Raw genomic sequence first — 14,078 nt, forward strand, 5'->3', positions numbered from 1 at the left:
CCGATTGCGCGGGCCTGCCCGGTGCAGGCAGGCCGGCGCGGTCAGGCTGGTGTGGTCAGGCCGGTGCGGGAGGCCTACTCGGCCGCGGGGAACGCCTGGGGCTGCGCCACGGCTTCACCGTCGGGTTGCGGCGCTTCGCCGGTCGATGCCGCCGGTGCAGTCGCGGCCTGGTCTGCCGAGCCTGCCGAGCCTGCCGAGCCGGAAATGCCCAACTCCGAACGCAGCTTCTCGAGACGGGCCTGAGCCTCGACGTTGACCGCGGCCTGTTGCACTTCGAGCATGCGCGACTCGACCGTGGCGCCCTGGAGCTCGGCGCCGGCCATGGCCTTGGCGTAGCGTTCGTCGATCTTGGCGCTGATCTCGCTGAGGGTCGGCACTTCCTGGCCGACGGTTTCGGACAGCGAACTCATGGCGACGTTCATCTGTTCCTGCATCTTCGCCTGGTCGAGCTGGCTCAGCAGCTTCTGACGTTCGGCGAGCTGGCGCTGCAGGTTGGCGCTGTTTTGCTGCACGGCGGCCTTGGCCTGATCGGAACGCTCGGCGGCCTGCAGTGCCATGGCCTTGAGGCTGTCGACCTCGCTTTCGAGTGCGATGAGGCGATTGGCGAATGCCTCGGCGGCATGGGTGTATTCGAGCGCCTTGTCGCTTTGTCCCGCTCGGGTCGCCTCATCGGCCATCAGCACGGCTTGACGAGCCTGCCCGTTGAGGGTTTCCAGCTCGGCCATCTTGTCGTTGAGCTGCTTTTCGGTGAGCTTCTGGTTGGCGATGACGTTGGTTGCCTGCTCCTTCAACCGGCGATGCTGGTCTTGGGCCTGGATGATCGCCTGTTCGAGTTGCACCTTCGGGTCGGCCTTTTCGTTGAACGACATGTTCAACTTCGCACCGAGGTATTTCCACCACTTCTTGAGGGTCTGCAGCATGGTCGCCATGCTACCGGGCACGCACCGGTCGGGTGCGGCGGTTCGTGCGGGTGCGGCTCGTCGCAGATATTCAGACGCGGGCGCGGCGGCGGACGTTGGCGACCGCGGCGGTGACCTCGGGAATCTGCAGTTTGAGCCCGGCTACCGCGTAGGTCGCCACCCCGATCACGACACCGACCGCCACCGAGACAAGCGCTCCTGTGCCACGGTCGGCGCTGAGCACCAGACGGGTTGCGAACACCGCGAGACCCATGATCACCGACGCGGCCGCCATCTTGATGAGCGGGTCGAGGCTCGGTCGAATCACGGCGGGGTCCTTGGCTGTGACCGCTCGTTCGAGGCGACGCAATGCGACGACCGCGGCGATGGCGTAGGAGCAGGAGTAGGCGAGAGCGAACCACGCGCTGCTCGACCGGCCGGAAACGGACAACACGATGACAAACGCGATGTTGGCGCCGTTTTCCAACAGGTTGAGAAAGAATGGAGTGCGGGTGTTGCTCATCGCGTAGAAGCCGCGGCAGGCATACAGATAGGCCGAAAACGCCGGCAGGCCGATGGCGAACGCTGCGAGTGTCGTGCCGGTGAGGCGGGCGTCCTCAGCGGTGAGGCTGCCGCGTGCGAGAAACGAGGCGATGGGAACGGCGAGGAGCGCGTATCCCACCGCCGCCGGCAACAGCAGCGAGGCGAGTAGTCGCAAGCCGCGCACGAACCGATCGGCGAGCGCCTGGTAGTCGGCGGCCGCGACCGCGCTGGCGAGTTCCGGGGTGATGGTGGTCATCAACGAAACCGCGATGAGGCCGTGGGGGAGTTGGAAGAAGATGAATGCGTTCTGATAGCGAGACAGCGAGGTGACGGTGGTTGCAACAAACAGCAGGGCGACCTGGTTTGCCGCCACGTATCCGAAGGTCCAACCCGAGAGCCGGATCAGCGTCGAGACGATCGGGTGGCGAAATCGTGGAACAAAGCGCAGCGGGTTGTGGAGGCGCCTCATCTCCCACAAGAGCGGGATCGTCATGGCGATAATGCCGGCGGTCGTGCCGATACCGAGCCAGTAGATGGTCGAGGAGTCGAAGATCGTCGAATCCAAGATGTCGTCGCGGCCCTGCAGGCGAAATCCGACGATGACGAACGCGATGATGCTGACGACGTTGGTGAGCACCGGGGCGAATGCGGCCGTCTTGTAGCGGCGGGAGGCGTTGAGGTAGGCGGTCGTGAGCGAGGTGATGGCGTAAAAGAGGATCTGAGGGAGGAACAGATACAGCATCGCCATGCCGGACTGGAACTGCGTCCAACTCGACACCTGCCCGTCGAGGTCCTCCCAGCGAGCGGTTGCCCACCGGTCGACGCCGAATGTGAGGCCCATCGCCAGCAGGGTCAGAGCGATCGCTGCCACGAAGCCGACCGACATGAGTACCGAGGCGGCGTCTCGGTCGTCGCGTTCTCGGGCGCGTACGAAGAGCGGCACGAGGGTTGCCGACAAAATGCCGCCGACCACGAACTCGTAGATCAGGTTCGGGGCGGTGTTCGCCAGCGCGTAGACATCTGCCAGATCGGATTGTCCGATGGCCCACGCCAACACGAAGACCCGTGCGAATCCGGTGACGCGACTCAGCGTCGTGCCAGCGGCGACCCACAACGAGTCGCGTTCGACACTTGCCCGCCTCGGCGGCTGGGGAGACCCGGATTCGCTCGATGCGTCGGATGCGCCGACCGAACTCATCGCGTCGGTCATGGAGCCGAGCCGGTCCCGGTGCCTGGCTCTGTGGGCGGGTCGGTCGACGAGGGGCCCGGCCGGCGGCTGAGCGAAGACGTCTCCTGCAAGGCGGAATACACGGCTCCGAGCTCGTCGGAGATGGCCGACACCCCGGCTTCGATCGAGTTGAACTCGTCGGGAGCGTTGGCGCTCACCGACAATTCGATCGCGAGGGCGAGCGTCTCGGTGAGTTCATCGTTTGCTCGTCGCAGCCGCTGTTCGGTCACCTCGACCTGGTCGCGCACGCGAGCGGCGCTGTCGGATTCTGCCAGCATCTTGTACAGGGCGGCTGCCAGCTCATGTCCGGCCTGGGCGGTGCGCCACACGTTGGCGACGGCGTCGTCGACGCGGGATCCGATCGTGTCGAGACGGTCGTGGATCGGCCCCGCCGGGGTGCGCGAAAGCGCGTCGCGAAACGTGGTGCGGGTGCGTTGGGCATCCTGGGTGAGGCGTCGCCACGGTTCCTGCACCGTGAACGGATCGATCCCTCCGGCCCGCTCTTGGGGGCTTCGTGCGCTGAGCAGCCGGATGGCAACACCGATAAGGGCGCCGATCACGGCGAGCAGCACCGCCCCGACCGGGCCCGCCAGCATCCCGATGAGCGCACCGATGGCGGCGCCGGAGATTGCGGCGCCGAGGGTCATCGGAGTCGCCAGAACAGACGCGTTGGGGATCGAGTCGGGCGGAGGGCCAGAGGTGGGCATGGATGCGTTGGGGATCTTGTGGTGACACCGAGCGGTGGTCAGCCGTCGTCGTTCACTGTAGGCGTCGGCTCGGTGGGCGGCGCCGCTGCGGGCGTCGAGTCGTTACCGGCGGCGTAGGTGGTGGTTTCGGTAGTGGTTTCGGTGGTGGGGTCCTCGGCGGTGGTCAGGTCCTCCGGTTCGAAGCGCTGCAGGTCCTCGTCGCTCGGTGCCTCGATCCGGGCGACCCGGGTGGCGTGGCGAACCACCGCGTCTTCAAAGACGTTGCGCACGAAGCGTCCGTTGCCGAATCCCCGTCCGCGTTCGGTGGTGTTGATCAGGTCGTGCAGCTTCGTTCGCGCCTCATCGGAGAGCTCGTAGCGCTGTTTGTCACAGATCCGCTCGAAAATGTCGATCAGCTCGCTGGTCTCGTAATCGGGAAACACGATCGTCTTGGGGAACCTCGAGCGCAGGCCCGGGTTGGCTTCGATGAACGCTTCCATCTCCTCGGGGTAGCCGGCGACGACGACTGCGGTGCGGTCGCGCCGGTCTTCGATCAGCTTGACGAGTTGATCGATCGCCTCGCGACCGAAGTCGTTCTCGCCACCGCGCACCAGGGTGTAGGCCTCGTCGATGAACAACATGCCCCCGTCGGCCTCATCGAATCGGGCCACCACGAGCGGTGCGGTCTGGCCGACGTAGCCGGCGACCATGCCGGAACGGTCGGTTTCCACCAACTGCCCGCGCTCGAGCGCCCCGACCGAGCGGTAGATCTGCGCAAGCAGGCGCGCGACGGTCGTCTTGCCGGTTCCGGGATTGCCCACGAAGACCAGGTGCAGCGTGGTGTCGATGACGGGCAGCCCGCGTTCGCCGCGCAGCTGCTGGACCCGCAACAGGTCGGTGACGCGCCGGACCTCGGCCTTCACTTCGGTGAGCCCGATGAGCGAGTCGAGTTCGGCGAGCAGATCCTCGAAGTCGCGCGGTTCCGGGTCGGGTTCGGCGGGCACGGTCGCATTCGCCGTGGTCTGGGTGGCGGCCTCGCCCGCCTGGGAGGGGCGAAGCGGGGCGGGGAGTTGCCCGGAGGGGATGCCCGACCGGATGGCATCGAGCAGCATGGTCCGGTACGCGCCGATGGCTTCGATCTCGGCGGTGGCGGTCACCTCATCGATCGCCGCGACCACGTGGAAGATGTCGAGTGCCCGCCGGTAGTAGGCCATGGCGTGGGCGGTTCCACTGCGGCGGTCGCAATCCAGAAGGATCTCGAACAGCGTCGTTCGCTGGCCGAGCCAAGCGGCCTTGTGGGTGAACAGATCGGCGTCGCGAAGCTGCTGGGGGCGGGCCCCGGCGAGCGCCGGGTCGGCGAACAACTCGCCGAAGGTTGCCGCAAACGCCCAGAGTTCGGCATCGGTATGTCGTCGGTCGGCATCGATGCAGGCGGCCACGAGCTCTCGGGCCTCGACGATGGTGTCGTGCTCGGCGTTCTCGCTCGAGGCGTCGGGGAGCACCGAGATGGCGTCGCTCAGCGCGGCCGCGACCTCCTCCACGAAGGGTCGAACGACGCCGATAAGTGGGGAGGCGCTCACGGCGACGAGGGTACTTCCTCCCCGAGTACCGACGCGAGGTGCGATGGTGAATCGGCCGTGGCGGTGCTCTCGCAGCGGATTGACCAGGCGGTCAAGAATCTCGGTAGCGTAGGGCCATGTCGTATCGCTTCGAATCCGTGGCCGACGTCCGAGAGCGTCTTGGCAAGGCCGACTACCTTTCCGACGACGCCATCGCCGGCATCGTCTTTCTCGCCGATCGTCTCGGAAAGCCGGTGCTCGTCGAGGGCCCGGCGGGCACCGGCAAGACCCAGCTCGCGAAGTCGGTCGCGGAGATCACCGGCGCACGCCTGATCCGCCTGCAGTGTTACGAGGGCCTCGACGAGTCGAAGGCGCTGTATGAGTGGAACTACAAGAAGCAGTTGCTGCGCATCCAGGCGACCAAGACCGAGGGCGATGGCGCCGACTGGGAGCAGATCGAAGAGGACATCTTCTCCGACGACTTCTTGTTGACCCGCCCGCTCCTCGAGGCGATCCGCGCCGATGAGCCGGTGGTGTTGCTGATCGACGAAGTCGACCGGGTCGAGGTGGAGACCGAGGCGCTGTTGCTCGAGATCCTCTCGGACTATCAGGTGTCGATCCCCGAGTTGGGAACCATCACCGCCAACCAGATCCCGATGGTGTTTCTCACGTCGAACAACACCCGCGAACTGTCCGAGGCGCTCAAGCGTCGCTGCCTGTTTCTCCACATCGACTACCCGGACATGGAGCGCGAAAAGGAAATCGTGCTCACCAAGGTGCCCGACATCACCGAGTCGCTCGCCGACCAGATCGCCCGCATCGTCCGTTCGATCCGCCAGATGGAGTTGAAGAAGGCCCCGTCGGTGTCCGAGGTGCTCGACTGGGCGCGCACGCTCATGCTGCTCGGGGTTCAGAAAATCGACGCCGACACCGCCGTCGGAACCGCCAGCATCCTGCTCAAGTACCAGTCCGACATCGCGAAGGCGTCGAAGGAATTCGCGAACGAGGGCTCGAGCTTGCGCAAGGGCGGCCCGCTCAGCGAGGCCTGACATGGCCGACGACACGGCCTCGGCCGACGCTGCCGGTATCCACGACTCCGCGGACGGGTTTGAGCCCGACGGTGCGGTGCTCATCGCCGAGGGCAGCGGACTGGTCAACCTGCTCAACGGGTTCATCATCGAGTTGCGCGAGGCCGGCCTTCCGGTGAGCCTCAGCGAATCCATCGATGCCATGGAGGCCGTCAAGCACATTCCGATCGAGGACCGCGCCGCGTTCAAATACGCGCTCGCAGCGACGCTGGTGAAGAACAACGCTCACTGGCGCGCGTTCGAGACCGTGTTCGAGGTGTACTTCTCGATGCGTGGTCGTCAGTACCTCATCGGCGACGCCGACGGCGATGAGCTGCCCGGCGACCTCGAGGACCTGCTCGAGCAGATGAGCGGCGCCGGCGAGGGCGACGGCGACGGTCATGGCGGCGGAGGCGCCGGGGGCGATCAGATGACCCCCGAAGAACTCGCCGAGATGCTGTTTCGGGCCTTGCAGCGCGGCGATCAGGCGATGATGAAAGCTGTCGCCCGCCAGTCGGTTCGACGCTACGCGGGGATGGAGCCCGGTCGTCCGGTGGGCGGCACGTACTACCTGTATCGCACGCTTCGGAACCTCGATCTCGACGGCGTGCTGCAGCGCTTGGTTCAACAGGACACCGACGATTCACCCGAGCCGTTGACCAACCTCGAACAGCGCCTTCAAGAAGACGAGTTTCAGCAGCGCATCGAACAACTCAAACAGGAGATCGAGGCGGAGATCCGCCGGCGGCTCGTCGCCGACCGTGGTGTCGAGGCGATGGCGAAGACGCTGCGCAAGCCACTGCCCGAGGACATCGACTTCATGCACGCGAGCCGTGACGAGATGAAGCTGCTGCAACAGGCGCTGCACCCGCTCACCCGCAAGCTCGCAGTTCGTCTGGCGCGAAAACGCCGTCATGGTCGCAAGGGTGCGCTCGACTTTCGAAACACCGTCCGAGCCTCGCTGAGCTTCGGCGGCGTTCCCGTCGAGCCGAAGTTCAAGTACCCGCGGCCGGCCAAACCCGAGATCTTCGTCATCGCCGATATCTCCGGGTCGGTCGCGAGTTTCGCCCGCTTCACGTTGCACCTCGTCAACGCCATCGCCGGTCAGTTCAGCCGAGTCCGCTCGTTCGTCTTCATCGACGGTATCGACGAGGTGACCCACATGTTCGAAGGCACCGAGGACATCGTCGAGGCCATTCACCGGGTCAATACCGAGGCCGACGTCGTGTGGGTCGATGGCCACTCCGACTACGGCCATGCGTTCGAAGTGTTCTGGTCACGGTGGGGCAAGGAGATCGGGCCGCGCACCAGCGTGATGATCCTCGGCGACGCCCGCAACAACTATCACGCCTCGCAGAGTTGGGTCATCAAGGAGATCCAGCACCGCGCCCGTCACGTGTATTGGCTCAACCCCGAGCCGAGAAGCTACTGGGACACCGGCGACTCGATCGTGGGGGAGTACGCGACGTACTGCGATGGGGCCTTTGAGTGTCGCAATCTGCGGCAACTGGAGCGGTTCGTCGACAATCTCGCGTAGCCGGGTGCCGTCGGTCGCCGGGGACCAGCGGTTCAGACCTCGGCCAGGTGGCGGGCGACGACGACCGCTTCCGACTCGAGGTACTCGACGAGGCCGGACACGATCGCCCGTTCGGCCTGGCGACCGACGAGCGGCACCCGCACCTTCAGGTCGCCCGACACCGCCCGGACCGAACCGGTTCCGAGGTCGTAGAACTTCGTTGATGCCGCCGCCTCGAACTTGTTGGCGTAGTGGTCGGGCAGGAAACGAACCGTCGCGGTGAGCGACGGTCGGTCGTAGGTCGCCTCCTCGATCCAGGCGAGCTTGTCGCGGTCGACGATGGCCCGGGCCGCCGCCGGAAGGTCGGCCACAAAGGTCATCCGCGTACGCACGACCGTGCGGTCGCCACGTTCCGTCCGGTCGACGAGTTGCGCTTCGCCGAGTGGCCCCAACGGTCCCAGCCGTCCGACGAACCGAGCGGATTCGTAGCAGTCGAACACCTCGCTGGCCGAGGCATCGAAGCTCTGGTTGACATTGAACACCATGGGCTACTTCCTACCCGATCCCGGGTGGATCCTGCCGTCGTTGTGTGATCCCGTCGGCCGGACCGGTCAGGGCAGTGCGGAGATGGCCTCGTCGAAAACCGAGAACATGGCAGGTCCGCCCTTCTCCTCGCGGGTGAGCAGGCCCAGCTTGCGGCACCGGACCAACACCTCGCGGGCGTCGCGGCCGGGCCACGGCTTCGGGAGCAGTTCGGGTGGAAGCAGTGGGTCGGCTTCGAAGCAGCGCATGAAGCGGATGGCGATCTGCAAGGCACCCGGAAGAAAGTCGTGTTCGGCGATTCGTTCACCCCGCTTCATCATCGCCTCGAGTTCCGCGGGCACGGACTCGTAGGTGGCGATGAAGTCGCGGTAACGCTCGGCGATCTGCTCGAGGGGCCACAGACGACCGGCCAGGTCCCTCGGATTGGACGTGCCGCCGATCTCAAGATCATCGGTCGTCGCCATGGTGACGTAGGCGCCGATTCCGAGCCGTGAAATCTCGGCGCGAACTTCGGTGTCCCACCGATGGGGGGCCACATACAACCCGTTGTGGACGGCCGCCGCGCCGAGTGCCAGCAGTCGGTCGCGGAACCGGTCCCGAGAGGCGCGCATCGGCTCCGGGATGGCAAAGGCGACGATGCGCCAGCGCCGATCCCAGCCGCGGCCGGCGTGGTCCTGTGCATAGGCCAATACGGTGCGGTCGCCGATCGAGCGGAGCTCCGCGAGCCCGGCCTCGGTCGCGTGGTAGCGGCTGTCGCGACCTTCGCCGTCGCGTTCGAAGAGCCCTTCATTCACGAGGCGCCGCAGACACGACCGGACCTGATCGGGGGAGAGCCCGCACGCGTCCATGACCGGGGCGAGTTCCGCGGTGATGATGTCGCCGTTGCGTTTGGCCATCCCCATGACCATCAGTCGGGTCGGGATGCCCGGGTCGTCACCGGTCGAATCTGAAACGATCGTTGGGTTCACGACCACATCGTGGCCAACGACCGGGGTGATGTCAACGTGGAGCGAGGCCGCAATTTCCACCGGCGCGGCCCGCTGGTCGACCGGGCACTAGTGCGGTGGCACTAGGCCAGATGGAGGCCGCACTCGGTCTTGGCGCTGCCGGCCCACCGACCCGAGCGAGCATCTTCGCCCTCGGCGACCGGGCTGGTGCAGGGCCAACAACCGATCGAGGCGTAGCCCTGGTCGAGCAGCGGGTTGTGGGGGACGTTGTTGTCGGCCAGGTACCCGTCGCAGTCGAGTTGGGTCCAGTTCGCGATCGGGTTGACCTTGATGAGCCCGCGAGGGTCACGACCGACGATCGGCGCGTTGGCCCTCGTGGCGGCTTCGTCGCGGCGCAGCCCACTCATCCACGCGGCCTTTCCGTTGAGCGCGCGGTCGAGTTGGCCGACCTTGACCGCCGAGCAGCAGTTCTCGGGATCCTTGACCCACAGTTCCTCGTCGTGCGGAGCGACGGTCATGATGCGCAGGTTCAACCCGTAGTGACGCCGGATCCGTTCGACCGTCTCGATCGTTTCGGGGAAGTGGTACCCGGTGTCGATGAACACGACCTCGATCGCGGGATCGACCTTCGTGGCGATGTCGATGAGCAGCGCGTCGGCCATCGACGCCGCCAGCGCGAGGTGCGGGCCGAAGCTGTCGACCGCCCAGCGCACGATCTTCGAGGCAGGCGCGGATTCGAACTCCTTGTTGATCTCCGCGAGTTCGTCGTCGCTGAACTCAGCGACGACGAATCGCGGCGATGGGATGGCGATGGATGACTCGACCATCAGACTGCGCACTCCGACTCGCCGATTTCGACCTCGAACGGTCCGGTTTCGTCGTAGTCGACGTAGAAGTCGGGGTTCTCCTCGGGGGTGGGGAACACGTCGAGATCCTTCAAGGTCGCGGCGATCGCCTTGGTTCCGCCCGAGCGCTCGAGCCAGCTGCGGAAGTCCTCGCCAGAAATGCGCTCCTCGTTGAATCGCCTGACCACCCGCACGACGGCCTCGGGCGCCGCCTTGGCGGGAAGGCGCAGGGCGCGCTCGCCGAAGTGGATGCGCTCCTGACCGACGTAACCGCCGAGCAGCATCTGATAGCCGGGTGCCGCCTTGCCGTGCGCTCGGCGTTCGGCGCCGTGGAAGCCGATGTCGGAGATGTGGTGTTGCCCGCAGGAGTTGGTGCAACCGCTGATGTTGGTGCGGATGCCGCCGACCTCGGCAAGGCCGGCCTCTTCGAGCGCCACGCCGATCGCTTCAGCGAGACCGCGCGATTGGGTGACGGCGATGTTGCACGTGTCGGCACCGGGGCATGCGACCACGTCGCGTGACAGTTCCGCCCCGGGCTGTTGCATGCCGATGGCGACGAGGCGCTCGTAGAGGGCCGGGAGTTGTTCCTCGGTGAGTCCCCGAAACACGAGATTCTGGCGATTCGAGATGCGGACCTCGAGGTCGAACTCGCGCACGATGGCGGCCAGCCCGCGGAACTGATCGGAGGTGACGTCGCCGAGGCGGGCCCAGGCGTAGGCGCTCACCGTGCCGTTCGCCGTGCCGCGCACGACGTTGGCCTGGTCCCAACGCTGGTACGGGTCGCTCGACAGGAGTTGCACCGGGGTGCCCTGGCCCATCGGCGTGGCGGCTACCTCGTGTGAGCGGCCAGCGGGGGAGTCACCCCATTCGTTGACGACCTCGGGAACGCCGCCCGGCCAGCCGGCAGCGGCCGGCAACAAGCGCCGACTGGCGAGGATGCGGTTGCGCAGTTCCTCCTCGCCGAGTTCTGCCGCCACCCACTTGAGGCGGGCGCGGAGCTTGTTGTTGCGTTTCCCGGTCTGTTCGAAGGTGCGCAGGATGGCCTCGAGGGTCTCCATCAGCTGCTCGCGTGGGGTGAAGTCCTCGAGTGCGAACGCTGCATGCGGGTTTGCCCCGAGCCCCCCGGCGACGAAGACGCGGAATCCGGCCTCGACCGTTCCGTCGTCGAGGGTGCGGGTGACGGCGATGACGCCGGCGTCGTTGAACATCGCCTGGCCGCAATCGGTGTCGCAACCCGAGAAGTTGATCTTGAATTTGCGGGGAAGGCGCTGAGCGAACGGGTGGTGGAGGAAGTAACGAAACGCCGCCTCGGCCCAGGCGCTGACGTCGAGGACCTCGAAGGGGCAGGCGCCGGCGAGGTGGCATCCCTCGACGTTGCGCACCGTGTCGCCGCAGGCCTCGCGGGTCGTCATGCCCACCGAGGCGAACTCGCGCAGGAGATCCGGGACCCGGGTGAGTTCGACGTAGTGGAACTGGAAGTTCTGGCGGGTGGTGATGTGGCCCCAGCCGCGCGAGTACTCGTCCGCGACGCGGGCCATCAGGTCGAGCTGTTCGGCGTTGAGGCGGCCATAGGGCGACTTCACCCGCACCATCTGGTTGGTGCCGCCCTGACGTTGGCCGTAAATGCCGTTGTTGAGGCGGAACACGCGGAAGGTGTCCTCCTCGATCTCGCCGGCGAGGTGCAGGGCGAGCATTCGATCGAACTTGGCGATCGTTTCCTCGATGTCGCCGGCCATGTCGTCGGGGACCTCGTAGTCCCGGGATGGGTTCGTCGGCGAGAGATTCTGGGCTGCCTGGGATGCAGCGGGATCGATTTCGATGATGGTCACGTCGGTCTCCGAGGGGTGAAGTCCTGCCAGTGTACGTTAATCCCGACCTTCTGAGTCAAGAATTGCGAACTGGTCGGTTACTCGCGGAGGTGCGACGGTTCAGCCGATGAAACTGGGGGTGAGGAACTCGAACCCGGGCAGGTTGCGCACCAACCAGAACGACGCGAGCGAAACGAGGGTGACCATCGGCGCCCAGCGCGTCGCCATCGGATCCGGCAGCTTCGACTCGAACGAGCCGCGCAATCCACGTTCCCACGCCCGGATCAGGAGGTAGGTCATCAAGGGGACGGCGACGACGAGCAACACGTTGGAATGCAGCGCGCGGGTGAGGTCTCCGTGGGCGAGCGCGTGGATGGCCCGCATCGACCCGCATCCGGGGCAGAACCGCCCGGTCATCGCGAAGAACGGGCACGATGGCCAATTGCCCTCGACCGCCGGATCTCGCATCGCAATGGCCCCCACGGCCACCACCGACGCAGCGGTGGCGAGCGCGGGCAGACGCCAACTGGGGGGTCGCAACGCCGACGGAAGCGGCACGGCGACGGCGGCCGCCGGTTCGTGCGGTGTGGATTCGTGGTCGTGCGGTTCGTGGGGCGCGGGTTCGCTGGATGCAGGTTCCATGAGAGGGCTTTCGCTCACACGTTAGGGTCTGGCCATGCAACCCGGCGTCGACCCTGCCGACATTTTGTCCGACCCCGAAAGCGCTTCTGACCGTGCACCCAAATGGTGGCAGTCGACGAGCATCTACCAGATCTATCCGCGGTCCTTCGCCGACTCGAACGGCGACGGCATCGGCGATCTCGAGGGCATCATTTCCCGGCTCGACTACCTCGCCGACCTCGGCGTGGGGGCGATCTGGGTGTCGCCGTTCTTCACCTCGCCCCAACGTGACGTGGGGTACGACGTCGCCGACTATCGCAACGTGTCACCGGAGTACGGCACGATCGACGATGCCCAGCGCCTGATCGACGAGGCCCACGCTCGCGGGCTGCGGGTGCTGTTCGACCTCGTGTTGAATCACACCTCCGATGAGCACCCGTGGTTTGTCGAGTCTCGGTCCTCACGCACGAACCCGAAGGCCGATTGGTACGTGTGGGCCGACGCTCGCACGGATCGGCTCGGTCGTCGCCGGCCGCCGAACAACTGGCGTTCGGAGTTGCAGGTCGAACGCGCCTGGCGGTGGTGCCCCGAACGCGAGCAGTACTTCCTCGCCAGCTTCCTCGATTTCCAGCCCGACCTGAACTGGCGCAACCCAGCGGTGCGCGCCGAGATGTTCGACATGGTGCGGATGTGGCTCGGGCGCGGGGTCGACGGGTTCCGCCTCGACATCTTCGGTTCGATCATGCAGGACGCCGCGCTGCGCAACAATCCGCCGTTGCCCACCGTCGTCGCCGGGTTGCCCCGCCTGCAGCGCCCGGTCCACACCCTCAACACCACGGAGAACTTCGAGTTGGCCGCCGACCTTCGCGAGGTGTGCGACGAGTTCGGGCCGGGGGAGCGGGTGTTGCTCGGCGAGGTGTTCGGCGACGAGGACACGCTGGCGCGCTACGTGCAGGTCGGCGATCGGCCGGGGCTGCACGTGGTGTTCCTCTTCGAATTCCTCCACGCGAGCTATTCGGCGAAGCGCTATCGCAGTCTGATCGAGCGGTTCGAACGACGGTTTCCCGCACCCCAGCAGCCGACCTATGTGGTGGAGAACCACGACCGGGCGCGGTCGATGTCTCGCCTCGGCGGCGACGAGCGCAAGGCCCGGGTGTTGGCCACGCTCATGTTGACGCTGCGCGGCATCCCGGTGATTTTTCAGGGCCAAGAGGTCGGAATGACCAACAAGTACATCCCGTTACGCGAGGCCGTCGACCCGATCCCGCGGGTGTTTCGCCGCATCCTGCACGAGCCGCTCAACCGGCGGTTGCCCGAGCGGCTGAACCGTGACGAGGTTCGGGTGCCGATGCAATGGAGCGACGAGCCCGGCGTCGGCTTCACCGATCCCGATGTCACCCCGTGGCTGCGCTACGGCGACGATGCTGCGACACACAACGTGTCGGTGCAAAACGAGGACCCGGCGTCGCTGCTCAACCTGTATCGCGAGCTGTATCACCTTCGTCGCGAGTATCCGGCGATCGCTCACGGGTCGCTGGAGTTGGTTCCGGTCGACGGCGGCGACGAGGTGATCGCCTATCGGCGCGGCGATCCCGATCAGCCCGAAGCCGGCAACGTGTTGGTGGTGTGCAACCTCGGCGATACCGGCGCTGCCCATCGGGTCGAAGCGGGTGCGGCGATGCTGGTTCGCACCGACGACTCGGTTGCTCTGGTGCAGGGCCTCAACGACGAACGATGGCTCAACCTGCCACCCCACAGCGCCGCCGTGCTGAGCGGGTCGGTGCTGGGCGGGGCGCCGCATCGCCGTTGATGGTCG

12 protein-coding genes are annotated in these 14,078 nt (G+C 66.2%); 3 read left to right on the plus strand and 9 right to left on the minus strand.

Going from position 1 to position 14,078, the window contains the following annotated elements:
- Positions 1–74: 74 nt before the first annotated feature.
- The 4 genes from M9952_13995 to M9952_14010 all read right to left on the minus strand — a co-directional run bounded on the left by M9952_13995 (position 75) and on the right by M9952_14010 (position 4,936).
- Positions 75–920, minus strand: coding sequence for a PspA/IM30 family protein (locus M9952_13995; GenBank protein ID MCO5314033.1), 846 nt, complete (start codon positions 918–920; stop codon positions 75–77).
- Between the two features lie 70 nt (positions 921–990).
- Complete coding sequence (locus M9952_14000; protein MCO5314034.1) at positions 991–2,652, minus strand: polysaccharide biosynthesis C-terminal domain-containing protein; 1,662 nt, start codon at positions 2,650–2,652, stop codon at positions 991–993.
- Complete coding sequence (locus M9952_14005; GenBank protein ID MCO5314035.1) at positions 2,649–3,377, minus strand: hypothetical protein; 729 nt, start codon at positions 3,375–3,377, stop codon at positions 2,649–2,651. The genes M9952_14000 and M9952_14005 overlap by 4 nt, the downstream gene beginning before the upstream one ends.
- Positions 3,378–3,415: 38 nt before the next feature.
- Complete coding sequence (locus M9952_14010) at positions 3,416–4,936, minus strand: AAA family ATPase (protein ID MCO5314036.1); 1,521 nt, start codon at positions 4,934–4,936, stop codon at positions 3,416–3,418.
- Positions 4,937–5,052: 116 nt separating this feature from the next.
- On the opposite strand from M9952_14010, the gene M9952_14015 reads away from it, so the two are divergent.
- Together M9952_14015 and M9952_14020 are read left to right on the plus strand one after the other, a co-directional pair.
- Positions 5,053–5,964 (plus strand): MoxR family ATPase, encoded by a 912-nt coding sequence (locus M9952_14015; GenBank protein MCO5314037.1) that lies wholly within the window; start codon positions 5,053–5,055, stop codon positions 5,962–5,964.
- Between the two features lies 1 nt (position 5,965).
- Positions 5,966–7,519, plus strand: a complete 1,554-nt coding sequence (locus M9952_14020) for a VWA domain-containing protein (GenBank protein MCO5314038.1) — start codon at positions 5,966–5,968, stop codon at positions 7,517–7,519.
- Between the two features lie 32 nt (positions 7,520–7,551).
- On the opposite strand, the gene M9952_14025 is transcribed toward M9952_14020, so the two are convergent.
- The 5 genes from M9952_14025 to M9952_14045 all read right to left on the minus strand — a co-directional run bounded on the left by M9952_14025 (position 7,552) and on the right by M9952_14045 (position 12,283).
- Positions 7,552–8,043 (minus strand): DUF2505 domain-containing protein, encoded by a 492-nt coding sequence (locus M9952_14025; GenBank protein MCO5314039.1) that lies wholly within the window; start codon positions 8,041–8,043, stop codon positions 7,552–7,554.
- Between the two features lie 66 nt (positions 8,044–8,109).
- A complete protein-coding gene (locus tag M9952_14030; GenBank protein ID MCO5314040.1) occupies positions 8,110–9,009 on the minus strand; it encodes a hypothetical protein in 900 nt (299 codons plus the stop codon).
- A gap of 101 nt (positions 9,010–9,110) precedes the next feature.
- Positions 9,111–9,815 (minus strand): phosphoadenylyl-sulfate reductase, encoded by a 705-nt coding sequence (locus M9952_14035; protein MCO5314041.1) that lies wholly within the window; start codon positions 9,813–9,815, stop codon positions 9,111–9,113.
- Positions 9,815–11,662 carry a nitrite/sulfite reductase gene (locus M9952_14040; GenBank protein ID MCO5314042.1) on the minus strand — a complete coding sequence of 616 codons (1,848 nt, stop codon included), beginning with the start codon at positions 11,660–11,662 and terminating at the stop codon, positions 9,815–9,817. Before M9952_14040 ends, M9952_14035 begins: the two co-directional genes overlap by 1 nt.
- A 99-nt stretch (positions 11,663–11,761) precedes the next feature.
- Positions 11,762–12,283 carry a DUF2752 domain-containing protein gene (locus tag M9952_14045; protein MCO5314043.1) on the minus strand — a complete coding sequence of 174 codons (522 nt, stop codon included), beginning with the start codon at positions 12,281–12,283 and terminating at the stop codon, positions 11,762–11,764.
- 34 nt (positions 12,284–12,317) lie between these two features.
- Here M9952_14045 and M9952_14050 point away from each other — a divergent pair, with 34 nt between their 5' ends.
- Positions 12,318–14,072 carry an alpha-glucosidase gene (locus tag M9952_14050; protein ID MCO5314044.1) on the plus strand — a complete coding sequence of 585 codons (1,755 nt, stop codon included), beginning with the start codon at positions 12,318–12,320 and terminating at the stop codon, positions 14,070–14,072.
- Positions 14,073–14,078: the final 6 nt, after the last annotated feature.

It is taken from the genome of Microthrixaceae bacterium, assembly GCA_023957975.1.
In the GTDB taxonomy this organism is placed as follows: Bacteria; Actinomycetota; Acidimicrobiia; order Acidimicrobiales; family Microtrichaceae; genus JAMLGM01.